Below are 24,745 nucleotides of genomic sequence, written 5' to 3' on the forward strand. Positions count from 1 at the left end.
ATTGATGCTCGTCAACATCAACGCTGGCCCCGGTATTTACCATCGATCAATGTCCTTACCGTGCTGCCGCCCACTATCCTGGCCTGGTACGGATGGCGCTTAGAGGTGCGCAGCGATGCGACCGGGTTGACCGAGAGGAATACGATGACGACCGCAGAATACCCGTTACCCGCGCGACAAAACGACGGTGCCGCCCTCATAGCCGAAGGCTTCGCGACACCACAACAGGACAAAAAGCCGCAATGCGCCAGGTTTCTCCCCAAACGGGTACTGCCGATCGTTTTTCTGCCCGGGATCATGGGATCGAATCTGCGCATGAGCGCGAAGCGGCAACAGGAACTGCATCAAAAGGACAACATCGCGTGGCGGCCGTACATGCTTGGCTCGTCGAATATCGGCAATGCCGCCAATGCCACTCCGAAACAGCGTCAACTGCGGCTGGATCCGCTGCAAACTACAGTCGATATCTACGATTCCTCCGGGCCGTCTGACGTTAGCGGCGATGGACGGCATGCGAACGTCAAACTCGACAGCAGCTTTTTCTCTCCATTGCTGACCGACGACCCGCCTACCGCGAAGAACAGGCGCACTGCCGTACAAAAGGCGCGGGCGCGAGGCTGGGGGGAAGTCTTTTTCAAAAGCTATGGGGAGTTATTGCAGCATCTTGAATCGCGCCTCAACAATACTTTTTGCGATGGCAAGCTCCGGCAGGAGTGGCGCGATGTTGTCGGCATCAAGCCACATTCCCATTGGGCGGCCGATCGTAGTTCGCCGCAGCAGGCATTGACCGAGGACGAACTAAAGAAGGTCGCCACGGGCTGTTGGTTTGCTGTTTATGCCTTTGGCTATAACTGGCTGCAGTCGAATGGGGACAGCGCCAAAATTATCGCCAAGCGCATCGAGCAGGTCATCAACGATTTCAACCAGTCCGGTTATGAATGTAATCAGGTGATTGTCGTGACTCATTCCATGGGTGGGCTGGTCGGACGAGCGCTGGTTCACCCTAAGTACGGCAATTTGCAGGACAAGGTGCTGGGCATCGTCCATGGCGTGATGCCAGCCATTGGCGCCCCGGCCGCCTACAAGCGCATGAGAGCGGGATTCGAGGATTACGGCGTGGCTTTCGGCCCGGAAGACAGTCTCGCCGCCAAGGTGGCCGGCAATTATGGCGACGAGGTACAGCTGTGCTGGCAAATGCTCCGGGCGGGTTGCAGTTATTGCCTACGGAGTCCTATGGGAATGGCTGGCTGCGCGTGACGCACAATGGACGCGACCTGGATGCATGGCCAAAACAGGGCGATCCGTACAAAGAAATCTACAGAGTGCGGGACAAATGGTATGCACTGTTCCGGGAAGAATGGATCAATCCTTCTCGACTACCTCTAAGCAAAGGGGGCGGCACATTCAAGCGGACGTGCGATTATTTAGATAAGGCCCAGAATTTCCACCAGACAATCGCGCATACATATCACCCCAACAGCTACGCGCATTACGGCGCCGACCAGGCGCGGCGGAGCTTCAGCGAAGTGATATGGGAAATCGACAAGAACTGCGCCGACCCCGCTGGCTGGCAAGATTGGCCCATCCTTGGTGACACCCGGCAAGGGCGGCTGGAACTTGTTCGATGGGATCCGTTAAGTCCTAACATTAAGACCTTCCAGCCGATTTCCGATACCTTTGAAGTGCCCGACCCGATACATGCCACCATCCGTCCACCTTCCGCGCCAGGCGACCAGACCGTACCCGCCAGATCCGCCGACCATCAGCTGAACAGTGGCATGTTCAAGGGCGTGTTCCGCCAGACTGGTTATGAACATCAGTCAAGTTACAAAAACCCTGGAGCGATCGCCTCGACCTTGTACAGCATTGTGCGCATCGCTCAGAAGGCAACATGGACATGTGGGAAGGGATAACGATGCTTATGACCGCTATTCAACGCCTGTGCCTTGTTCCGCTCGCCGCTGCAGTCTTGACGCTCACCGCCTGCGATCGCAACCCCAAAGAATGGAAGACGCCAAATATGACCGCCCTCACGCCCCGTCTCCAACCCATATTTGAGAAAACCAAAACCGTATGCTTTGGGCGGTTCATGGTCGATGTGCCGGTATCGGCAGCCGTCGTCTGGGGGGAAGCTGATGCGCCGCTGGGTGTGAGCGTCGTCCCTAACGGTATAGCTGAAGTGAATGTGTTTGCGCAAAAGTTCATTGATGAACTCAAAGGCGAAAAGGCCATCTATCACAATGACGTCCCCTTGCTGCTATCGGTTGAAGATGTGGTTCAACCCGCAGGAAAAATCGTTACCGGTTATGAGGATTTTGAAGCCGTTAACGGACTCAAAATCAACGGATACTTTAAATTGAACAATGACGGCGTTGTCATTGATACCCGCCCTTTGAGAGACGATAAAGATGAGACCATAGCACTCATCAAGAGCATCGCCAGACGCCTGCGGCAACGTGCTGAAAACGAAATCCCCACCGAGCCTGGTAACTGTATCGAACATGCCTTCCTACCTGACAAGCCAGTTCCAGATAAGGAACCGCCCGCGGAACTCATTCGTATCGGTTTCCGGCTGAAGGAGTTTCCAGACACGCACCTCTCGATTTTTGTTACGCCGTCGAACCCATATTACTCAGAAAGCGACTCCCTGGAGTGGCAGCTCAACAGGGTTGAGAAGGACGAGAAAGCCCAGGATCCCAACCATCCGCTGCTGAAAACCAAATACCTGCGCAGAGGGGCGCGCCAGATCCATGACTGGCTTGAGGGGTTTGAAGCACTGTCGCGTACGCCAGAACAGCCGGAAGTACACTCGATCCATGATTTCGCGATGGATTTCAGGGGCGTACCGTCAGACCCACTGAAACCCTATGCAGACATACGGATGCAGACCGGCGTTGCTGACAACGCAGCTGGCGCGACCAAAGCCAGCCTGACAGATGAAGAAGCGGTCGCGGTATGGGACAAAATCACCAGCACCATCCGCGTGCGCCCAACAAGTGCCACGCCGGTCAAGACCAGCGAAACCGGTCCGGGGCCGCACCTTCCACTTGGCGAACTTGCCGCAACTGGACGCATATGCCCACAAACCGGGTGGTGGGAGTCCGATGAATCGAGAGTTATTGAAGGTGGCCGGCGTCAGCACATCAAGGCAGGCGAGCGCATGCCGCATGTGATATCGCTTGGAGAACCATCCATTTGGCAAAGGCTCAAAGGAGAAAAGCCTTCTTACCGTACGGCGACGGTGTGGAAACTAGTCAGCTACGAAGATGCGCCCACTCGCGCCGATACGACCTCGCAGACGACAAAAATCGCGCAAGCCCCCGACAACAAGGTGGCTGTAAAAGACACCGGAGGCGGCACGAACGAGAGCAGTCGGAACGAAGAGACCTCACCCCAGAAGAAAGGTTGAACAATGCCCGCGTCAACCGCTAACGAGATGAGTTTTTGCGGAACTCACGCTATTTTGCGGAACTCCAGGAGCCCCGAAAAATAGCGTAAGCTCTTGATTTGATTGGTAGGCCCCCCCGGAGTCGAACCGGGCACCAACGGATTATGAGTCCGCTGCTCTAACCAGGCATGAGCTAGAGGCCCAAACTCGTGTGATCGGGATACGCTGACAGCTCGCCACCCCGGATGCTGTTCAGCACCAAACGAAGTGGCGAGAGCATATTGCCTTTACCGCAGCCCCGTCAAGCCTTAGCCGCTGCCTTCGAGGAAACTCTTCAGCTTGTCCGAGCGCGACGGGTGGCGCAGCTTGCGCAATGCCTTCGCCTCGATCTGGCGAATCCGCTCGCGCGTGACGTCGAATTGCTTGCCCACCTCTTCCAGCGTGTGGTCGGTCGACATCTCGATGCCAAAGCGCATGCGCAGCACTTTCGCTTCGCGCGGCGTCAGCGAATCGAGCACGTCCTTCACCACGCCGCGCATCGAGGCGTGCAGCGCCGCGTCCGACGGCGCCAGCGTGTTGTTGTCCTCGATGAAGTCGCCCAGGTGGGAATCGTCGTCGTCGCCGATCGGCGTTTCCATCGAGATCGGCTCCTTCGCGATCTTCATGATCTTGCGGATCTTGTCCTCGGGCATCTCCATCTTGACCGCGAGCGTCGCCGGATCGGGCTCGGCCCCCGTCTCCTGCAGGATCTGGCGCGAAATCCGGTTCATCTTGTTGATCGTCTCGATCATGTGCACCGGAATACGGATCGTGCGCGCCTGGTCCGCGATCGAGCGTGTAATTGCCTGGCGAATCCACCACGTCGCGTAGGTCGAGAATTTGTAGCCGCGGCGGTATTCGAACTTGTCCACCGCTTTCATCAGGCCGATATTGCCTTCCTGGATCAGGTCGAGGAACTGCAGGCCGCGGTTCGTGTACTTCTTGGCGATCGAAATCACCAGGCGCAGGTTGGCCTCGGTCATTTCGCGCTTGGCCTTGCGCGCTTTCATTTCACCGGCCGCCATCTGGCGGTTGATGTTACGCAAATCCGGCAGCGGCAGCACGACGCGCGCTTGCAGGTCGATCAGGCGTTGCTGCAGTTCCTTGATCGTCGGCACGTTGCGGCTCAGGATCGCGCTGTACGCGTGGCCGGCAGCCACTTCGGCATCGACCCACTCGAGGTTGGTTTCGTTGCCCGGGAAGACCTTGATGAAGTGGGCGCGCGGCATGCCGCAGCGGTTCACGGCCACGTCCAGGATCTGCTTTTCGATGTGGCGCACTTCGTCGACCTGGCCGCGCAGCGTGTCGCACAGCTTTTCAACGACCTTGGCGGTAAAGCGGATGCCGAGCAGCTCGTTGGAGATCGCTTCCTGCGCCTTCAGGTAGCCTTTCGAGTTGTAGCCTTCCTTCTCGTAGGCCTTGCGCATCTTGTCGAATTGCTGCTCGATCTGGTCGAATTTCTCGAGCGAAGCCCCTTTCAGCGCTTCCAGCTGCTCGGCGGAGTAACCCGCCGCGCCCGGGCTGGCGCTGGCCTCTTCTTCCTCTTCCTCTTCTTCCTCTTCCTCGTCTTCTTCCTCGTCCTCGTCGCCATCGGTGGCGTTCGCGGCCACGGCCGGCGCGCCTTCCTCGGCTTCGTCCGGGTCGACCATGCCGTCGACGATCTCGTCGATCTTGACTTCGTCGTGTTCGATCCGGTGCGCCACTTCGATGATTTCGGCGATCGTTACCGGGCACGCCGAGATCGCCTGGATCATGTCCTTCAGGCCATCTTCGATGCGCTTGGCGATTTCGATCTCGCCTTCACGGGTGAGCAGTTCGACCGAGCCCATCTCGCGCATGTACATGCGCACGGGGTCGGTGGTGCGGCCAAAGTCGGAGTCGACGGTCGAGAGCGCCGCCTCGGCGGCAGCCTCTGCTTCGTCGTCGGAGGTGACGGTGGCAACGTTATCGGACAGCAGCAGCGTTTCGGCATCGGGCGCGTGTTCGTACACGGCAATGCCCATGTCGTTGAAGGTGCCGATGATGCCTTCGATCGCTTCCGGATCGACAATGTTGTCCGGCAGGTGGTCATTGATCTCGGCATAGGTCAGGAAGCCGCGCTCCTTGCCCTGCTTGATCAGGGCCTTGAGCTTCTGGCGCCGGACCTCGAGTTCTTCCTCGCTCGCCTCGGAGTCGGACGAGAAGGCGTCCTTGAGCAAGGCCTTTTCCTTGGCCTTGCGGTCCTTGGCCTTGGCCTTGTCGACAGCCTTGAGCTCGGCGCGCTCGACCGCGTTGAGCGCGGCGACCTCGTCGTTCTCAGGCTGGAATTCCTTCGGCTTGCGCCCGCGCCGCCCCGGCACCTTCACGGTCGGCAGCACGTAACCCGACGTATCGATCGCGGCCAACGCGGCCGCATCGGTAGTCTGGCTGACAACAGGCGCAGAGCTCGCGGTGCGGGCTTCTGCCTTGTCTTGCGATTTGTCCGCAGCCTTGGCGGACACTTTGGTGGACTTGGCAGTCACTTTGGGTTCGGGTTTCTTGGTTGGCACAGGCGCTTTCGAAGTCACAAACGACTAGCTTACGATGGTTAAAGATAAAGTTTTGTTACCTTACATCACCCTGCAGGCACAAATCTGTTGCCCCGCTAACTGAAACTCCTCGCCGCATTTGACACGAAAAATCGTTTCAAAGCTTGCAATAGTTAGCGTTTTATTATAGCACGCACCCCCGGGTTTTCTACCTGCAAGCACCGGCTGCGCGGCGCGTGATGAGCGCGTTCATCGGGGTGCCATTGCTGCTGCTTCCTCCCGCGCAAGCAGGTCTTGCTGGGCCGTGATTTCACGATAGCGGGCACTGACCTGATCTGGGGTCAACCCGGAAGAAAACAACTGGTTAAGCTCCATTTTTAACGCGTTCATCTTGATCTGCCTCACAGCGCTCGCGATCCAGATTCGATCAGCATCAATGTCCGATTCCGGCTCCGAGGCAATTTCGGCAATCATTGCATCGTATTCGGTTCCAGCTTCTTTCAGTAGCTCTGACAGCACGGCAAAACTCCCGTTCGCTCCCAGCGCTTGCGCGGTCGCAACCAGTTGGCACAGGCGATCGGCCGCGTCCTCGCCAAACGTGTTGAACGCGACCAGCGCCGCTTCGTCCAGGCCCAGCGCGAGCGTCGGATGCGCTACCAGGATGCGCAGCATCTGCTTTTCCAGCCCCACCGGCTCCGGCCGGCCTTGGCGCGGCGGCGCTTTCCTTGCCACCGCCACCGGCTTAGACAACTCAAACAGACTTTCGATTTCCGCCGGCGTGGATTGGGTAAGGCTGGCCAGCCCGCGCACGATCTGCAGCCGCAGCGCGGACGGCGCCATCGCCTGCAGCAGCGGCTTGGCCTCGAACTGGGCGCGCGCGCGTCCCTCGGGGCTGTCCAGGTCGTGCTCTGCGGTCACTTCGCGCAGCAGGAACTGCGACAGCGGCATCGCGTCGTGGATTTCCTGCTCGAATGCTTCCGCGCCCCGTTCGCGCACGAAACTGTCCGGGTCGTGCTCTTGCGGCAAGAACAGGAACCTGATCGTCTTGTTGTCCGACACCTGCGGCAGGCAGGCCTCCAGTGCGCGCCGGGCGGCGCGCCGGCCGGCCTTGTCGCCGTCGAAACTGAAGATCACGTTGTCGGTCTGGCGCAGCAGCTTCTGCACGTGGGTGCTGGTGCAGGCCGTGCCCAGGGTCGCCACCGCTTGCGGAAAACCGAGCTGGGCCAGCGCGACCACGTCCATGTAGCCTTCCGTCACCAGCACGTAGCCCGCGTCGCGGATCGCCTGGCGCGCCTCGAACAAACCGTACAGTTCCAAGCCTTTCTGGAACAGCGGCGTTTCCGGCGAGTTCAGGTATTTCGGTTCACCGCCGTCGAGCACGCGGCCGCCAAAGCCGATCACCTGCCCTTTCGTGTTCCGGATCGGGAACATGATGCGTTCGCGGAAACGGTCATAGCGCTTCTTGTTGCTGCCATCCTCGTCGACACGGTCGATCACCAGACCCGATTCCACCAGCGCCAGCGCCCCGTAATCGGGGAACACCGAACGCAGGTTATCCCAGCCAGAAGGCGCATAGCCCATGCCGAAGCGGGCCGCGATTTCGCCGGTCAGGCCGCGGCCTTTCAGGTAGGCGACCGCGTTGGGGGCGTGGCGCAGCTGGCCCCGGTAGTAATCGCACGCTTGCTGCAAGGCATCGGTCATCGCCAGCGATTGCGCCTGCTGCGCGGCACGCTGGGCGGGCGGAATCTTGTCGTCGGAATCGGGCACGACCATGCCAACACTCTGGGCCAGGTCCTTGACGGCATCGACAAAGCCCTGCCCGGAGTACTCGATCAGGAATCCGATCGAGGTGCCATGGGCGCCACAGCCAAAGCAATGATAGAACTGCTTGGTCGGGCTGACGGTGAAACTGGGGGACTTTTCGTTGTGGAACGGGCACAGCCCCATGTAATTGGCGCCGCCCTTTTTCAGCTGGACATAGCGCCCAACCACATCGACGATGTCGACGCGGTTGAGCAAATCGGTAATGAATGATTGCGGAATCACTTGGGATAACAGTGTTTGTCTAAAGTCAGACTATACCGCAGCGCTCGCTGCAGGTTGATCTGCAACAAGACACGGCCCAGGCAGGGCCAATTGTTCCACATCAAGCGCCGGCGAGTGCTTTCTTCACTTGCGCGGACACGGCCGTCATATCGGCACGGCCGGCCAGCTTGGGCTTGAGGATGCCCATCACCTTGCCCATGTCCTGCGGACCGGCCGCACCGGTCGCTGCCACGGCGGCGGCCACTTCGGCGGCAACTTCCTCATCCGACAAGCCGGCCGGCATGTATGCCTGCAGCACAACCAGTTCGGCCCGTTCGTTGTCGGCCAGGTCCGCGCGCCCGCCAGCTTCGAATTGCGTGATCGAGTCCTTGCGCTGCTTGATCATCTTGTCGATGATGGCCAGCGTCTGCTGGTCGTTCAGCTCGATGCGCTCATCGACTTCCTTGCGCTTGATTTCGGCCAGCAGCAGGCGAATCGTCGTCAGCTTGCCGCTTTCCTTGGCGCGCATGGCGGCCTTCATGTCGTCGGTGATCTGTTCTTTCAGGCTCATGGGATCCTCGTGGCGATGGGTACAAATACGAAAACCCGCCGCGGTGACAACCGGAGCGGGTCTCTATGACACTTCAGTCAGCAGCCACCGCGACAGGCCTGGGCCATCGCCGGAACAGCCGCGCTGAACCGTCTTAGTACAGTTTCTTCGGCAGTTGCTGGCTGCGGATGCGCTTGTAGTGACGCTTCACAGCAGCTGCCAGCTTGCGCTTGCGCTCGGCAGTAGGCTTCTCGTAGAACTCGCGTGCGCGCAGTTCCGTCAGCAGACCGGTCTTTTCGATAGTGCGCTTGAAGCGACGCATAGCGACTTCGAACGGCTCGTTTTCTTTAAGGCGGATAGTGGTCATGTAAAATCAAACCGTTGGATTTTGGGAAGAAAGAGATTCTAACAGCTTTTGGAAAGCATTGGAAGAATTTATCAGGACAAGCATTAGGTGTGCATGAATTGCCACATTGGCGGGAGAAATCGCCGCATTCGTACGTCGAGCGATAGTCCCTGCCTCATTCAATGGCCGAGCCCGCAGCAAAGCCCGACGCCCATGCCCATTGGAAGTTGTACCCGCCCAGCCAACCGGTCACGTCCACCGTTTCGCCGATGAAATACAGCCCTGGCACCTTATTGGCCATCATCGACTGCTGCGACAGCTCGCGCGTATCGACGCCGCCCAGCGTCACCTCGGCCTTGCGGTAGCCCTCCGAGCCGGTCGGTACGATGGCCCAGCGGTTGATCGCATCGCCGAGCTGGCGCAGCTTGGCGTCGGGCATGTCGGCCAGACGCGCATCCGGCGCGAACCCTTTGGCAAGGAGCAAGCCCTCGGCCAGCCGCGCCGGCAACCATTGCGACAGCAGATTGCCCAGCTGCTTCTTCAATGTCGTCTTCGATTCGATCAGCACCTGCGCCACATCGATCTCGGGCAACAGGTTCAGCAGAATCGGCGTGCCCGGCTGCCAGTAGCTTGAAATCTGGAGGATGGCTGGCCCCGACAGCCCGCGGTGCGTGAACAGCAAGTCCTCGCGGAAATATCCGCGCTTGGCGTTGCGGCCCTTGCCCGAACCAGTCTCGACATCGACTTCCAGCGCGATCCCGGCCAGCGGCGCAAACGGCGCCCAGCCCGGCCCGTCGAACGTCAGCGGCACCAGGCCCGGGCGCGGCTCGACCACCTTCAGGTCGAACTGCTTGGCAACGCGATAGCCCAGATCGGTCGCCCCGATCTTGGGGATCGAGAGGCCACCGGTTGCCACCACTACATTACGCGCCGCGATCTCGCCCTGGTCGGTCTTGAGCACGAAGCCGTCCGCCGTCTTCTCAAACGCGGCAATCTTGCATGGCATGCGCCAGCTGACATTCCCGGCATCGCACTCGGCCTTGAGCATCCGGATGATTTGCTCGGACGAGTCGTCGCAGAACAGCTGGCCGCGATGCTTTTCGTGCCAGGCGATCCGGTGCCGTTTCACGAGCGCGAGAAAATCCTGGGGCGTATAGCGCGACAGTGCGCTGCGGCAGAAGTGCGGATTCTCGGAGAGGTAATTCTGCGGCCCGGCATTGATGTTGGTGAAGTTACAGCGCCCGCCACCCGAGATGCGGATTTTCTCCGCCAGCCGCTCGGCGTGGTCGATCAGCACCACGCGCTTGCCGCGCTGGCCAGCCGTAGCGGCGCACATCATCCCCGCCGCGCCCGCGCCGATCACTGCCACATCGAACTGTTTTGCCATCTGCGCCGCCGCCATCCCTTGCCGAAAACCCGCCATTGTAATCGCTGGGAGTGGCGGCCGCATGCATATCAGATTTTGAACACAACACTAATATGTGACGCTATGCTTGCTCGCCATTTCACTAGTAATCATTGAAGATGACACGACTTCGCCTTCTTGCCGCCGCCGTGCTGATGACGGCAGCCGGCCTGGCTGCCAGCGCCGAGCTCGGCGTGCTGGCGCCTGCGCTGCACGACAACGCTCCCGCCACCCGCCCCGTCCCCGACGGCAAGGGCAGCGCCCCGGTCCTCACGCGCGTGCGCGACGGCAAGCTGTTCTCCGCCCTGCAGCGCGAAGCCGCGCACGGGTTCACCGCCTCCATGCTGGAACTCGACGAACTGGCGATGCAGGTGGCCGGAGCCGGCAAACAGACCACCTGGCTGCAGCTGGCGCAGGAAGACGGCGGATTCGCCCGGCGCGGGTTCTGGCTGCAGGACGGCAGCGCCATGCGCTGGGTGGACGAACCGATGGTCGACCTGGTGGTCAACGAAGCGAGCATCGCCGACGGCAGCTTTGAAGAGATCTTCGCACACGAACTGGGGCACGTGATACTGCGCCGCCTGGTCCCCAATCTGCCCAACGGCTATTCCCGCACCGAGCACCACAGCTTCAGCGTCACCGACCAGCCCACCGCGTTCGACGAAGGCTGGGCGACCCACTTCCAGGGTATCGCGAGCCTCCTGACCGGCAACGAACGCCTGCGCGCCTTCGACGCCGGGCTGGAAGGCAAACCCTTCCTGCCGCTTTGGCTGAGCAACCTGGACCGCGAAAGCCGCATCATCGGCATGCGCCAAAACTGGTTCGTCCACCGCCAGGTCACGCCCGATGGCGCGGACGATGCGATCGTGCGCCACGACCTGTCCACGCTGTTCGACCGGGCGCGCCTGAAGAATGCGCCGCAGATGCTGGCGACCGAAGGCGTGCTCGCCACCGTGTTCTACCGCCAGCTGGCCCCAAGCAGCCGCGCGGGCCTCGCCGCGCGCTACGCGCCGATGTTCCGCTCGCTGCGCGCGCTTTCCGCCGACAAGCTCGACGCCGACACCGCCCTGCTGCCCGCGCTGGCGCAAGCGATGCAGCGTACCGACCCGGCCGAGGGCCAACGCTTCGTCACCACGCTGACGCAGACTACCTATGGCGCGTTAAGCTCACCCGAGATCAAAGCAGCCACCGAGGCACTGGCCGCACCGGGCCGCCTTGGCGACGGCGACGCCTTCGTGCCCGCGCTACAGGCGATTCGCAAACAGTTCGACGCCGAGCTGGCGCAAGTGCAGGCCCATCCCGACAAGCTGGCCGCGCACGCCGGCCCCGCCTTGTGGCTTGCCCACCCCGGCCACAAAGTGGCGGGCCAGCCGCTGGTCGTCGACCTGAACACCGCGGAACGCGAACACCTGCTGGCCCTGCCCGGCATCGACGCGAACGCGTGCGAACGGGCGCTGGCCAGCCGCGCCAGGGATGGTAATTTCACCAGCATCGCCGACTTCGCCGCGCGCGCAGGGCTGGACGCGCCGCAGGCGCGCGCGTTCGAGGCAATGGCGCAGGAACTTAAGCGGATGGGACCGAACCGGCGCGAATAGAGCGCGCCGCCGCCACGCAATGCGCCACCTGCCCGGCTATCGGCGCGGGCACCGGCGCCTCGCCGCGCAGCACGGCCTCGATCCAGGCTGCGGTGCCGGCCGCGTCGCGTCCTTCCGGCAGCTCCGCCAGCTCATCGGTCGGCGCGTCGCGTTCGGCCAGCAGCGTGCGCACGCCACGATTGAACCAGTCGATCTGCTGCCCGCGGTGGGGATTGGCCACCGTCTCGCCCTCGGTGCCCCGCATCAGGAACGCGTCGCCGCGCCCGGCCCCGGCATCAAGCATGAAGTATTCGCTGAGGGTTTGCAGGTATTCCGGGTGGGTGTACGAGACCAGCCGCAGCGCCGGCCCATCGAACGGCTGCAGGATCTTCACCAGCGTGTGTGTCGAATTGCGCACCCCGAGTATCGCCCGCAGCGACAGCATGTGCGCCAGCTTGGGCGCCAGCGCCGTGATCGGCATGAACGCCGGGCGATGCGCGGCAAACGCCGCGGCCACGTCCGCGCTGGTGGCCGACGCGGGCACGCCCAGCTCGGCGAGGATCTCGGCTGTCGTGATGCGGCCCGGGTCCACGGTCACGCCATGCACCAGCACCGGCACGCCCTCGCGCGCGAGCAGCAAGGCCAGCAGCGGCGTCAGGTTGGGCAGCTTGCGCGAACCGTTATAACTGGGGATGAGCACCGGCGCATAGTCACCTCCCGGTGCCGGCAGCGGCGCAAACGAGTCATGCGCCGCCTCCAGAAAGCCGGCGAGCTCGTCGACCGATTCGCCCTTGATGCGCATCGCCAGCAGCAGCGCGCCCAGCTCGATGTCGGACACCCGTCCGTCCAGCATAGCCGTGTACAGCTCGCGCGCCTCCTCACGCGAGATGCTGCGCGCGCCCTTCTGTCCACGCCCAATCTCCTTGATGAAGCGGGCGGCCTTGAATTCCTGTTGATCGTTTCGCATAGGCGCTAGCTTACACGCTTCCCTGCCAATTTCCGGCCAACCGGCTGCAAGGCGCGCCATTTGGGGCTACACTGGGAATTCCCGTCGGAAAACTAAGCACTCCAAAAAATGATCACGTCAGACATCGAAAACAGTAACGTTTCCTCCTTCGCCGCAATGCCCACGCCAGCCGAGCTGCACGCCAAGCTGCCGTTGACCGAGCGCGCCTTCAACACCGTCATGAAGGGCCGCGAAGCCCTGCGCAACATCCTCGACCGCAAGGACAAGCGCCTGTTCGTGGTGGTAGGGCCGTGCTCGATCCACGATCCGCAAGCGGGTCTGGACTATGCACGCCGCCTGCAGAAGCTGCAGGCCGAAGTGGAGGACACGATGCTGCTCGTGATGCGCGTGTACTTCGAAAAGCCGCGTACCACCACCGGCTGGAAGGGCTATATCAACGACCCGTACATGGACGACTCGTTCCGGGTCGACGTGGGCATGGAAAAGGCGCGCCAGTTCCTGCTCGACGTGTGCGAACTCGGCCTGCCCACCGCGACCGAAGCGCTCGACCCGATTTCGCCGCAGTACTTGGGCGACCTGATCGCCTGGACCGCAATCGGCGCGCGCACCACCGAATCGCAGACCCACCGCGAAATGGCTTCCGGCCTGTCGACCCCGGTCGGCTTCAAGAACGGCACTGACGGCGATGTCGGCATCGCGGTCAACGCCGTGCTGTCCTCGTCCAAGCCGCACTCATTCCTGGGCATCAGCGACCGCGGCACGGTGTCGATCGTGCGCACCAGCGGCAACGCCTACGGCCACGTGGTGCTGCGCGGCGGCGGCGACCGGCCGAACTATGACTCGGTATCGGTCGCGATTGCGGAGCAGGCGCTGAAAAAGGCCGGGCTGCCGGCCAACCTGGTGGTCGACTGCTCGCACGCGAACAGCTACAAGAAGCCGGAACTGCAGCCGCTGGTGATGTCGGACGTGATGCAGCAGATCCGCCACGGGAACCAGTCGCTGGTCGGCGTGATGATCGAATCGAACATCGTCAGCGGCAACCAGCCGATTCCGGACGACCTGTCGCAAATGGTCTACGGCTGCTCGGTGACCGATGGCTGCATCGGCTGGGAAGATACCGAAGCGATGCTGCGCAGCGCACATCAGGAGCTGCTGCAGCGGCCGTAACGACGCAGCTCAATCGGAGGGCGTAGGGGGCGCGGGGCCGCCGAGGACCTGTGCGCACGCGGTCACCGTTTGCTGACTTGCGGCTGCTATTTCGCTATGCGGCGTTCGCGAACCGCGTGCGCACAGGTGCGCACCCTACGCCGGTGACAAAGCCTTTTGAGGCGACCTCTAAGTAGCACGACGAATCTTGGCCACCAGCTTGGTGGTCGAGCGGTCGTGCTCAAAGTCGATAGCGACGGCCTGCCCGCCATAGGCAAGCACCGCCTGCCCTTCCGGGATCGCCCTCATGTCGTAGTCGCCGCCCTTGGCATAGATTTCGGGCTTCGCTTCCAGCACGGTTTCCAGCGCCGTGTCTTCGTCAAACTCGACCACCAGGCTCACCGATTCCAGCGCCGCCAGCACCGCCATGCGATCGGCCATCGTGTTGAGCGGCCGGTCGTCGCCCTTGCCCAGGCGCTTGACCGAGGCGTCCGTGTTCACGGCCACCACCAGCGACGCGCCCAGCTCGCGCGCTTGCGCTAGGTAGGTGACGTGGCCGCGGTGCAGGATATCGAACACGCCGTTAGTGAGGACCACCGGCTTGGGCAGCGCGGCGACACGTTGTTCAAGCTCGCTGCGCGAGCAGATCTTGTTTTCGAAGTTGGGCATAAACGGTTGCTGGTGTCGGCGAGAAGCTCGCCAAGGCGGCGACGCTTCTGGGCCTGACGATTAAAGTTTCGTAGGAGGCTGCTGGCCGTCCGGCGTTTCGTCTTCGGGTTCCTCTTCCACTTGCAGGGCAAGCTCGCCGGCCTTGACGCCGGTGCCGCCTTCCGCCGGTCCCTTGCGATCGCCCGAAAGCTTGATCTGCAGGCGCAGGCCATTGGCCGAGTCGGCGTTGCGGATCGCCTCGTCGTAGCTGATGTAGCCTTTGTTATAGAGCTCGAACAGCGCCTGGTCGAACGTGCACATGCCCAATTCGCGCGACTTGTGCATGATCTCTTTGATGCTGTGAAAGTTCCCCTTCAGGATCATCTCGCTGATGGTCGGCGTATTCAGCAGGATTTCGATCGCCGCCTTGCGGCCCCTGCCGTCCTCCGTGCGCACCAGACGCTGCGAAATAATCCCGCGCAGGTTGGCCGAGAGGTCCATCAACAGCTGGTTGCGCCGCTCTTCGGGGAAGAAGTTGATGATCCGGTCCATCGTCTGGTTCGCGTTGTTGGCGTGCAGGGTGCCCAGGCACAGGTGGCCGGTTTCGGCGAACGCGATCGCGTGTTCCATCGTTTCCGTGTCGCGGATCTCGCCGATCAAAATCACGTCCGGCGCCTGGCGCAGCGTGTTCTTGAGCGCGTTATGCCATGACAGCGTGTCCACCCCCACCTCGCGGTGCGTGATCAGGCAGTTCTTGTTCTTGTGGACGTACTCGACCGGGTCTTCAACGGTGATGATGTGCCCCGCCGAATTGGCATTGCGGTAGTCGATCATCGCCGCCAGCGTGGTCGACTTGCCCGAGCCGGTGCCACCCACGACCAGCACCAGCCCGCGCTTGGTCATCACCACGTCTTTCAGCACTTCCGGCAGGTCGAGCTTTTCAAAATTCGGAATCTCGGACGCGATGGTCCGCACCACCATGCCCACGCTCTGCTGCTGGACGAAGACGTTGACGCGGAAGCGGCATACGCCGGGCAGCGAGATCGCGAAGTTGCACTCCATCTCGGCCTCGAACTCGGCGCGCTGGCGCTCGTTCATCAGCGACAGCGCCAGCGCACGCGTGACCTCGCCGGAAAGGCGCTGCTGCGACAGCGCCTTCATGGCACCCTGGTATTTCATACTGGGCGGAAAGTCAGCGGAAATGAACAGGTCGGAACCGCCCTGGTGATGCATGACGGTCAGCAGCTTGTGGATATAAGCCTGGGCTTCGGCCGGGCCAAAGGTCGAGGACATGCGCGCCTTTCTGACAATGGGGCGGGAGCAAAAGACCGCCTGCTCGGCAATTATATCGGCTGACTTGCCCAGGAGTAAGGTACCGGGAGAGAGTTTTTCCGTTCGCCGCCCTTGCTCATCGTAAATTTAATTGACAAATAGAAAACATTGCAGTTATACAAGCGTCAGATGTACCGACAAGGGAACAAAAACGGCCATCTCAACTTACGGAGAAAGACGAAGGAATAGGCAAATGCCCCCCTTCCCGCATCTGTCATATAACGCGGCCAATACACGGACTGGGTACGGCCCAAGTCGTCAAAGACAGTGTCCGTGGCTGCGTCGCGCCTGAGATTCAGGCCGTGCTTGGTCAGATAGTCCAGCGTCGGCCTTTTGCTTCAGGGTCTCGTGATATTAGTCCCGCCACCGGCCCGCCCGCTACACCTCGGCCGAAACAATAGAACAATTCTTTCGCCTGCATAATCAGGCTGGCAATGGCCATCTCATAGAACCAGCATTGGCAGGTGAAGTCCTTACCTTACCTTACCTTACCTTACCTTACCTTACCTAGCTAGACTCCAGGCCGACCGCGCGCTGGCGCTCGTTCATCAACGACAGCGCCAGCACACGCATAACCTCGCCACTCATTCGCAGCATACTTTGTTACGTCACAGCACAATTCGAGCAGCTGTTTTTTGAACCACATTGATCCAGGCCCACCTTGGCTAAGCTTTCAATTTACTCGCCAGCCAGGCAATCATATTTTTGTTTTCCGGCTAGATCAGGAGTTTTTCCAGAAGTTGCGGTTTGCCGATAGCTCCAAGCCCTCGTTCCCCAATGTCATCGAACTCACCAAGAGGCTTGAAAAGAACTACTTCATGTTCAGCAGCATAGGCAAGCAAACTAGTGTCATTGAAAAAAAAATCTCCAGACCATCCAATGTTAAGTAAATCACGGATCGAAAATTCGTTTGGAGACGCTAAAAAATATGAGCAATGTTCTTCCATGACGGCTTTAGCGGTCGATTTTAATGAGCTCTCAGAAAGCCGAACTGCACCAAAAAATTTCAGCCCGCCGTCCAATTCATGGGTAACCTCCTGAGCATCGATGCCATCGATTATTTCTATGCCTCTCGATTTCAACGCCCCCCACAACTTCTTGTGACGAGTAATTCGCGTATCAGGCTGCAAAGCTGTTGTCCCAATTAATAACCAAAATTGATATCCGCTCAAATTACGCTGTACAACGTCGTAAACAAACCGCGAAACGAATGTCATTGATTCAATATCAGAGGGACTGCTTGCCAGCCACGTTGCACCGCCAAGCACATAATTCGCGCCTGTTAATTTTTCAAAATTCAACACGTCATTTCTACAAAAAATGTCGTGAGTGCTATCTATTTCCATTTTAGTAATCATAGTGATCTTTTGCAGGATCGTTAAAGTGCGGCCCACGATTCTGGGGATTACCAGGACCAAAATCGTGCCCCGCTGAATCGTCTCGAATTCTCACGGTACGTGTGCCTCCACCGGGCGCCGGTACCTCGAACTCATAAATACGGCCGGGTTGAGGATTTCCTTTTTTATCTGTGTTCTTTAAAACACGGCTCGGCTGTTGACTTGTCGGCACGCCAGCAGCTCGCTTTGCTGCGTTGAAAGCGCCTGTACGGCCTGCACCAGGAGGACTCATGTTGGGCGGTGGCGCGCCAATTTTAGTTTTCGCACGAGCACCTTTCATGCCTCGGATCGTCACTATAGCTGTGGCATATTCCCATGCATTCTCTTTAAGACTATTGAAAGCGGTTATCTTTTCGATATCACTCCCAAAAGAGACATTCCAAACATCAGAAGCCAACTTTGTTCCCGTGACTAAAACCTGAACCATATCTTTACCAGGATAGTCATCTGGGTCGTATTGAGGGGTAAAGATACCTTCGCCAGGCGGGCTATAGTTCACGGGTATTGTGACGGTTTTGATGTCCTTGTCGCTAAGAATCGTGCCCGCCCCACCCCCGCCTCCTGCTCCGCTGCCTTCAGAGGGCGCACTATCTTCGACATCTTCTTCACCGTCTCCCTCATCATAAAAGCCATTAAGGTCCAAATTCACCAGGGGATTATTCCGGACGTACGAATAGCGATTGTAAGACTGGATGTTTTGGGGATGAGGAATGGTCGGATCCGCCGACATGAACCGCGCAATCATCGGATCGTACACTCGGCCGTTCATATGAACGAGGCCAAGACTATCCAATTCCTCATGGTTAGTGAAGCCCCGGTTGGTGCTCACACCGGCGATGGTATTGTTCGGATCGAGCGCGCCTGCCGGCGTACGACGCTTGCCGAATGGCTCATACGCCATCCGCTCCACAACAGCCCCCGAGGAATTCGTCACAGCGGTCGTGGAGCCAAGATTATCACGATGCAAATACAGCACATTGAGTGCACCCGTTCCGATCTGCTTGATCAACGCGACCACACCGCCACCGGCAGTCACGAAGTGGCGGTGCTCAATCGTACGATCCTGCTTCATATCCTGCTCGTACAGCAGTCCTCCAGCATTGTCCGGATGCAGATACGTGGTGGTCGTCCCACCGGCTGTCATTTTGATTCGCTGGTGATCCGGGCCGTACACATAGGTTAACGTGGTGCTTGGGTTAGCCAAGGAGACGGGCATGTTAAAGCTCGTCCAGGATTCCTCCCGGCCCTTGGCAGCAATCACGTTGTTGTTCGCATCGCGCTGAACTTCCTGCGTCAGATTCCCGGCTGCGTCATAGACGAACTGACGTATTGTCCCATCGATCATCGCAATCTGGGCTGCCGCATGCGGTTTGGCGTTCACCCCACCGTAGGTATAGGTGCCCACATCCGATCGGCTCGTCATATTGCCGATGGCGTCATATCCATAGGTCTGGGTCGTCATGCCGGCGCCACCTGAATTGACCGTGTTACTGGTCAACCGATTGAGCGCGTCGTACAGGAAGGTTTCAGACAGCGATTGGTTCACATCGCTGCGTGACAACATGTTCCCTTGCAGGTCATACGTGTACGACAGATTCTGCACCGCATTGTTGGTCCCTGCGGTGATCGACTTCACCTGACCAGTGTCAGGGTCAAACACTTGCCGCGTCACCACGTTGTTGCCATAGGTCTGCTGCGTCAGATGATACTCCGCATCCATCGTATCGGCTCTCCAGTACAGCGCATTCGTCGCGTTGTTGCGGATCTCGCTCAGGAAACCTCCCTTGGATGTGTATACATTCTTGAGCGTCAGCCCGGTCGGGTATGACTGCGTTTGGACTCGCCCGTAACTGTCATACGTTAACGAGGTCGAGTAGGTCGAACCAATCATTGTCGCCGTGGTCTTCAATCGGCTCCGATTGTCATAAGAATAGGTACTTGAGTAGCCGTTGTCCGAGCTCACCTTGCACAACTTGCCCTTTCCCATCGAGCAGATGTCGTAAGTCCAAGTGCTCTTGAGATCGGGCTCCGAACGATTCGTCAATCGGCCGAGCAAATCGTATGTGAAGGTGGTGACCTGCCCTTTCGGGTCAGTCTGCTGCACAAGTTCACCAAGTACGTCATACACGTAATTCCACGTTCCCAGGTCCGGGTCCGTCATCGACGTCTTGTGATTCAGCGGATCGTAAGTGATCGTGGTCACGTTCCCCATCGGGTCCGTGGTCTTCACGAGATTGCCGTTCGCGTCGTATTCGTAGGTCAGCGAGTTGTTGTTGGCGTCCGTGACCTGCAGCAGCTGACCTTGGCTGTTCTTGATCGTCGTGCGCGTCTGCCCCAGGGGACCGGTCACTGTCGTGGTCAAGCCATTGTACTCGGTCTGCACGTGCGCACCATCCGGACCCACCGCGTCAGTGACTCGGTTGAGGATGTCATACGAATACGAGGTCCACTTGATTGGCTGCCCCACATAGTAGGGGCGGCTTGTGCGCGATTTGCGCCCCAGGTTGTCATACTCGATATCTTGGCGTATGGTGGTTTTACCGTCGAATCCCGGCGTCTCCGTACGTACGACACGATCAAGCGCATCATACAATACACGCTCGAATTTAGTCCCGGCCAACTCGCTTCTTTCCACCCAATATCCGCCCCCTTCACCGGCCAGAGAATACTTCCAATCGATAGTAGTATTGTCTGGTCTCGTCATTCGGCGCACCCGTCCGACTCCGGCATAATCGTACTCCCATGTCGTCGCAAGTCCGTTCAGGCTTTCCACATACAGCGGCAGGTTCGACCAATCAAGCTGCATTTTTGAGTCTTGTCCCAAGACATTCTTGTATGAAGTGAGTGAAATGCCATATATTGGGTCATAGGTATACGTTTCGGTACGCGACACGACTCCGTTGAGCCCAGTCGCGCCTGACGAAACCGTCCTTGTCAAGATGTTGCCGTATTCAGAATACGTATACGTGGTCTTGACACTATATTGCGCATTATCAGGATTAATGGTCTCCGCCACTAAAAAGCCGATGACTGGGTCGTATTCATATGTTTTAACGGTCGTGGTCGTCCCTGCCTCCGCCACCGATGCGTTAGACGCGCCCAGCACTACCAATAGCAAGGCCGCGCAAAGCCAATTTTCTTTATGTAATCCTAGCTCCGTCTTCTGCATGCCTTCCCCGAAATTGTTCTGATTTTTAATGGTGTTATTCATGCGCCACCGGTTTCAAGGCGAAGTATTCGTGACAGTCTCACGCACAGGGCGCCCGATCCACCACTTGTTTATGTCATTCATGTATTCCGTATCGACCGTTTTCGAATAACCATCCGAGCTACTGGTTACCTCGCGCGTCACGTTGCCAAAGCTGTCATACTTTTTGGTAATGGTGGTTGTTGGCAGTGCGATACCTTTCGCGTCCCACGCAGACACGACCGACTGGCTCAGAAATGGGAAGTAGCGACGGCCTGGCGTGACCGTGCACCCCGACGTACTCACAAAGTCTGTGCAGCCATAGGTATTGATCACCTGGTTCAGCAACGATCCCGACGGGCCAGTTGTCGTCGTACTTGCCACTAGCCCTGTATAGGGCCAGACCTGCTTGAATTCGGTATAGGTCGAAATGCCCGATTCAACTTGGGTCGCCTTCATCCAGCGAAAGCCCAGATTCTGATTACGCAGCACGTCAGTCTTCATGCCACCATAGGTGTAGCGCGTCGTCAACGTTCCGCCTTTGCCGTCGGGACTGGTGACTGCGGACACAACGAAGGGCATCCGTGCCGTCGGATTGGGTAGCGGGAAGATTGCATCGCGCAATGGATAGACGCCATCCGTATCAGAGGTGTACACACTCGGATCGGTCACTGGCTTATACTCGATTGTCGTCGTGCCATGCACAGGATCCGCAATCGAAGTAATCCGGTACATATTGTTAAGCATGTTGAGCCCAACAAATCCGTTCCTGTTCGCGCGATCAACAATTATCAAGTCGGGTTTGCCATCGCCGTTTATGTCCTCAAAGTAATAATCAATACCCGAAGAATAGTTCAGATTCGGAGCCGACGGCGCGCTAAGACTAATAGGATAAGGATATGGCGACTGGACAGGGATTGTAGGCCAATAAAAAAATGCGGCGCCATTCTCAACTATACTGATTCGATCAGCCATGCCATCTGCGTTCAAATCACTCATGAGAACCGGGCCATCATACGATCCCAACCTCACTTGAGGCTTAAATGTTCCATCCCCCTTTGAAATGAAATTATAGATAACATATTTATTTGGACCTTCAGAACTACATATGGCGTCTTGATTCTTGTCGCCATTCACATCAGCAAAAATGCACGTCGCTGCGGGCCACACAGAGGTACTAGTTGCCGCACTAAATGTACCATCGCCGTTAGATAAGTTTGCTGTCATCATATATTCGCTGAGCGTGATCCAATCTGCCTTTCCGTCGCCATTTACGTCGGCAAAATAGCTCATAGCCTTTGACAAACCAATCTGTTGGGCTGGCATTGTCCACGTCGCGAAATCCCCTGACAAGGAAGCAAATGCCAACTTGACAACATTGCTTGTGCGACTGATCTGAATCCAGTCGGCGCGGCCGTCACCGTCAAGATCAGCGAAGAAATGGGCATTTGCGTTCGCCGAGCCGACACCCGGCAAGTACTTGGTCCAGAAATGAAACGAACCTCCCCCCTGACCTAGTGCTACCCAAGCCTCGTCCGTCGTTCTGCTAACGCGGATCCAATCCATCTTGCCATCGCCATTCACGTCTGCAAAGTAATGTTCGAAGCTATTCAGTGGTCCAACGGACGAGGATATTCGCGTCCACTGACTAGACGTAAACGTTCCATCTAAACGAGAAACGCCGATCCACGCTTCGTCTGAAGCTTGGCTAATTCTGATCCAGGATTTTTTCCCGTTGCCATCAACGTCAACGAAATACTCTTTGTAGTCATGCAAATCACCAGGAAATGAATTCCAATTAAGCTCTTGGATCGTGTTTTCATAATTTTGAAACGGTTCATATTGAAACGACACTTCAGGAAGATAGTTGCATTGCACCATCTTATTTAGCATTGGAGCTAAGGCATCATAAATTGAAGAAGTATTTGGAGTGAAAATACACTGCGCGTAATCGATTTGTTGATCAGTCGGAAAAGATTTAGACCACGCATAAATATCGCGCAGCCACTCGCTACGCGGCGAAGGAAAACCGCCGGCATAAAGAATATTTGAATCGATCGACATTTTTGGGTCAAACCAACTCAAATCAACCTGGGCTCTTTGTCTCAAATAATTTATTTGCGTTGGATTGAAAATTCCGTCATCGACACGCGTATAATTCAAATAATTCGCTCGACTTACTGTCGAGTATTTAATATTTACCGAATTACCAAAATGATCGTTCATCGATGTCAGCCCCCAGGCTTTGATCGGCCCCTCTCCGTCGATGCTAGTGAAAGGAAAATCAAACACCAGACTGCGGCCACTTTTTGTTTGGACATCAAAGCGGTCGGAGAAAGTAATTTTCGCAAACGTGTCACGCTCGGTTCTGTACTCGCCGCCAGCACCGTACGCCCCCCTCACAAGAATTAGCCTTTCACCATCAAGACAAAACGCGTCGCTATCGGAGAATGAAATTCCGGACCTGATGCCATCCTGCGCAAACGTCTTTGCGCAACGAGTTATGCGGGGTATACCCACTAGATTCCATCCACCTTGCGCATTTCCAACCGAACCACCACTGTCATAGAGCATTGCCAAATCTGGCTGCAAGCCATTGATCCCAGCAGGAAGTTTGATCGGTACCCGCAACTGTAAAGTCCCAAGAGGGCTAACAGATATTCCCACCGGAGTTACCACCTGATGCTGTGCGAGCGCAGGCCAGCTTGAAGCCAAGCTTAAACAAAGCGTTCCAGCGAATACGTAGTTCCTAACGCTCACCAGTGATCTCCTCTACAAACGGTTCCATCATCAATTATTTTAAATGCGCAAACAGCACGACCAAGAGTAACCTGGCACTTTTAACACACAAATAATAGAGTTGCAATCAAAAAATTTAGTTTTCGCAACTTCAAGAGCGTCGCGAGGTCTGAGACTGCACCACAAGATCTTCAACTCGCGCTACGGTAGGCTGAAGTCTTGCAAAGAAAATTGCATAACTGGGCCAACTAGGTTAGTCTGCGCAGATTCATATTGTTACTTGGCTAGCCTCCGGCACTGATGTACTTTAGGATTAAGACCTACTCGCCTTCGGAAGGCGTACGTTCACTGTCGCTGCATGCCTTGAACGAAATCGATGCACGTAGACGTGTCAGCGTAGATGGGCGCCAACTCATTTCGATTAGGCGCCTCTGGAAAATCGCGGCCGGGCGGAACAGGCGGTACCCCATTCTCGAATTTTCACAAGAGATGTTGGCTCTACTCGATGCAGGGTTAAGTCTGACTGAGTCGCTGGAAGTGCAGTCGACAAAGGCGCAGCGAAGCGGCGCGAAGCAAGTCTTGACTGACGTCCTGACTGCGGTACGTTGTGGCCTGCCATTCTCTGCTGCGCTTGCGGAATGCCCAGACGTGTTTTCACCATTGTTCATTGCAATAGTCAAGGCATCTGAGCAAACTGGCGATTTGGCAGAAACGCTGCGAAGCTATATCACGTACCAGCAACAAGCTGACACGGTCCGTAACAGAGTGGCCTCGGCAGCAATTTATCCTCTGCTGTTGATTGGCGTAGGTGCGCTGGTCATAGCGTTTCTGCTAGTCTACGTGATTCCCCGTTTCAGCCGCATCTATGAAGACCTTGGTAAAGACTTGCCGTGGTCTTCGCGCTTAATGATCAGCTGGAGTCACTTTGTTAGTGACTATGGCTCATGGATGCTGATGGTCATCCTCTGCTTGTGTGGCGGTGCCGCATGGCTCGCCATGGCGCACGCAACACGAGCTACCGCTGAACGAATAATCTGGCGCATGCCTGCCATTGGCGAAAAAACGCGCCTTTACCAGCTCGCACGATTCACTCGAACTCTGGCTATGCTGACTCGAGGAGGAGTTCCCTTCGTTTCGGCGCTTGGCCTGGTTTCCGACCTGCTTCGACAGCCCGCGCTACATGCTGGCCTGCAACAGGCTAAGCAATCGATCAGCGAGGGGAAAGCAATTTCGGTTGCATTCGCAGCTGAATCGCTTGCAACCGAGGTCGGGGTACGACTTTTAGCAGTCGCCGAACACTCGGGCAGTATGGGCGCTTCGCTCGAACGCATTGCCCAGCTTTACGACGATGAACTGGCGAGGTGGGTGGACCGCGCTTCCAAGCTGTTCGAGCCCATATTGATGCTCGTCATTGGCGCGGCAATCGGTCTGATCGTGCTCCTCATGTATATGCCCATCTTCGAGCTGGCTAATTCAATTCAATGAGCATCAGCGA

The 24,745-nt window shown here is 57.9% G+C and carries 17 protein-coding genes and 1 tRNA gene; 6 read left to right on the top strand and 12 right to left on the bottom strand.

What is annotated here, in order from left to right:
• The first annotated feature begins 144 nt into the window (after positions 1 to 144).
• From E4O92_RS25105 to E4O92_RS24975, 3 genes are read left to right on the top strand one after another with little or no spacing between them, the layout of a single operon-like run.
• A complete protein-coding gene (locus E4O92_RS25105; protein ID WP_229483024.1) occupies positions 145 to 1,257 on the top strand; it encodes an esterase/lipase family protein in 1,113 nt (370 codons plus the stop codon).
• Entirely contained in the window at positions 1,254 to 1,913 is a 660-nt protein-coding gene (locus E4O92_RS25110; protein ID WP_229483026.1) for a hypothetical protein, read from the top strand. The genes E4O92_RS25105 and E4O92_RS25110 overlap by 4 nt, the downstream gene beginning before the upstream one ends.
• Positions 1,892 to 3,409 carry a T6SS immunity protein Tli4 family protein gene (locus tag E4O92_RS24975; protein WP_206076808.1) on the top strand — a complete coding sequence of 506 codons (1,518 nt, stop codon included), beginning with the start codon at positions 1,892 to 1,894 and terminating at the stop codon, positions 3,407 to 3,409. Before E4O92_RS25110 ends, E4O92_RS24975 begins: the two co-directional genes overlap by 22 nt.
• A 103-nt stretch (positions 3,410 to 3,512) precedes the next feature.
• On the opposite strand, the gene E4O92_RS04095 is transcribed toward E4O92_RS24975, so the two are convergent.
• The 6 genes from E4O92_RS04095 to E4O92_RS04120 all read right to left on the bottom strand — a co-directional run bounded on the left by E4O92_RS04095 (position 3,513) and on the right by E4O92_RS04120 (position 10,242).
• Positions 3,513 to 3,591, bottom strand: a tRNA-Ile gene (locus E4O92_RS04095).
• Positions 3,592 to 3,696: 105 nt separating this feature from the next.
• Positions 3,697 to 5,955 (bottom strand): RNA polymerase sigma factor RpoD, encoded by a 2,259-nt coding sequence (gene rpoD / locus E4O92_RS04100; protein ID WP_135188476.1) that lies wholly within the window; start codon positions 5,953 to 5,955, stop codon positions 3,697 to 3,699.
• A 228-nt stretch (positions 5,956 to 6,183) separates the two neighbouring features.
• On the bottom strand, positions 6,184 to 7,980 hold the full coding sequence (gene dnaG, locus E4O92_RS04105) for a DNA primase (RefSeq protein WP_135188477.1): 1,797 nt from the start codon (positions 7,978 to 7,980) through the stop codon (positions 6,184 to 6,186).
• A gap of 100 nt (positions 7,981 to 8,080) precedes the next feature.
• Positions 8,081 to 8,530, bottom strand: coding sequence for a GatB/YqeY domain-containing protein (locus tag E4O92_RS04110; protein ID WP_135188478.1), 450 nt, complete (start codon positions 8,528 to 8,530; stop codon positions 8,081 to 8,083).
• 133 nt (positions 8,531 to 8,663) lie between these two features.
• Positions 8,664 to 8,876 carry a 30S ribosomal protein S21 gene (gene rpsU, locus E4O92_RS04115; RefSeq protein ID WP_005665410.1) on the bottom strand — a complete coding sequence of 71 codons (213 nt, stop codon included), beginning with the start codon at positions 8,874 to 8,876 and terminating at the stop codon, positions 8,664 to 8,666.
• Positions 8,877 to 9,030: 154 nt separating this feature from the next.
• Entirely contained in the window at positions 9,031 to 10,242 is a 1,212-nt protein-coding gene (locus E4O92_RS04120) for a BaiN/RdsA family NAD(P)/FAD-dependent oxidoreductase (protein WP_135188479.1), read from the bottom strand.
• A 137-nt stretch (positions 10,243 to 10,379) separates the two neighbouring features.
• On the opposite strand from E4O92_RS04120, the gene E4O92_RS04125 reads away from it, so the two are divergent.
• On the top strand, positions 10,380 to 11,855 hold the full coding sequence (locus E4O92_RS04125; protein WP_135188480.1) for a ComEA family DNA-binding protein: 1,476 nt from the start codon (positions 10,380 to 10,382) through the stop codon (positions 11,853 to 11,855).
• Here E4O92_RS04125 and ybiB read toward each other — a convergent pair.
• On the bottom strand, positions 11,824 to 12,801 hold the full coding sequence (ybiB, locus tag E4O92_RS04130) for a DNA-binding protein YbiB (protein WP_135188481.1): 978 nt from the start codon (positions 12,799 to 12,801) through the stop codon (positions 11,824 to 11,826). The genes E4O92_RS04125 and ybiB overlap by 32 nt on opposite strands.
• 108 nt (positions 12,802 to 12,909) lie before the next feature.
• Here ybiB and E4O92_RS04135 point away from each other — a divergent pair, with 108 nt between their 5' ends.
• The gene (locus E4O92_RS04135) at positions 12,910 to 13,968 is read left to right on the top strand and encodes a 3-deoxy-7-phosphoheptulonate synthase (RefSeq protein ID WP_135188482.1); all 1,059 of its coding nucleotides are present in this window, start codon (positions 12,910 to 12,912) and stop codon (positions 13,966 to 13,968) included.
• A gap of 168 nt (positions 13,969 to 14,136) precedes the next feature.
• Here the strand turns inward: E4O92_RS04135 and rfaE2 are convergent, their stop codons facing one another.
• The 5 genes from rfaE2 to E4O92_RS04160 form a co-directional block, all read right to left on the bottom strand.
• Positions 14,137 to 14,616, bottom strand: coding sequence for a D-glycero-beta-D-manno-heptose 1-phosphate adenylyltransferase (gene rfaE2, locus E4O92_RS04140; RefSeq protein ID WP_135188483.1), 480 nt, complete (start codon positions 14,614 to 14,616; stop codon positions 14,137 to 14,139).
• Positions 14,617 to 14,676: 60 nt separating this feature from the next.
• Positions 14,677 to 15,888: a PilT/PilU family type 4a pilus ATPase gene (locus E4O92_RS04145; protein WP_135188484.1), complete on the bottom strand. Its 1,212-nt coding sequence runs from the start codon at positions 15,886 to 15,888 to the stop codon at positions 14,677 to 14,679.
• A gap of 755 nt (positions 15,889 to 16,643) precedes the next feature.
• Positions 16,644 to 17,285, bottom strand: a complete 642-nt coding sequence (locus E4O92_RS04150; protein WP_135188485.1) for a hypothetical protein — start codon at positions 17,283 to 17,285, stop codon at positions 16,644 to 16,646.
• Positions 17,275 to 20,535: an RHS repeat-associated core domain-containing protein gene (locus E4O92_RS04155; protein ID WP_135188486.1), complete on the bottom strand. Its 3,261-nt coding sequence runs from the start codon at positions 20,533 to 20,535 to the stop codon at positions 17,275 to 17,277. Before E4O92_RS04155 ends, E4O92_RS04150 begins: the two co-directional genes overlap by 11 nt.
• A gap of 12 nt (positions 20,536 to 20,547) precedes the next feature.
• Complete coding sequence (locus E4O92_RS04160; protein ID WP_135188487.1) at positions 20,548 to 23,271, bottom strand: FG-GAP-like repeat-containing protein; 2,724 nt, start codon at positions 23,269 to 23,271, stop codon at positions 20,548 to 20,550.
• A 468-nt stretch (positions 23,272 to 23,739) separates the two neighbouring features.
• Here E4O92_RS04160 and E4O92_RS04165 point away from each other — a divergent pair, with 468 nt between their 5' ends.
• A complete protein-coding gene (locus tag E4O92_RS04165; protein WP_229483032.1) occupies positions 23,740 to 24,735 on the top strand; it encodes a type II secretion system F family protein in 996 nt (331 codons plus the stop codon).
• Positions 24,736 to 24,745 lie beyond the last annotated feature (10 nt).

This window comes from Massilia horti (genome assembly GCF_004614195.1).
GTDB lineage: Bacteria > Pseudomonadota > Gammaproteobacteria > Burkholderiales > Burkholderiaceae_D > Telluria > Telluria horti.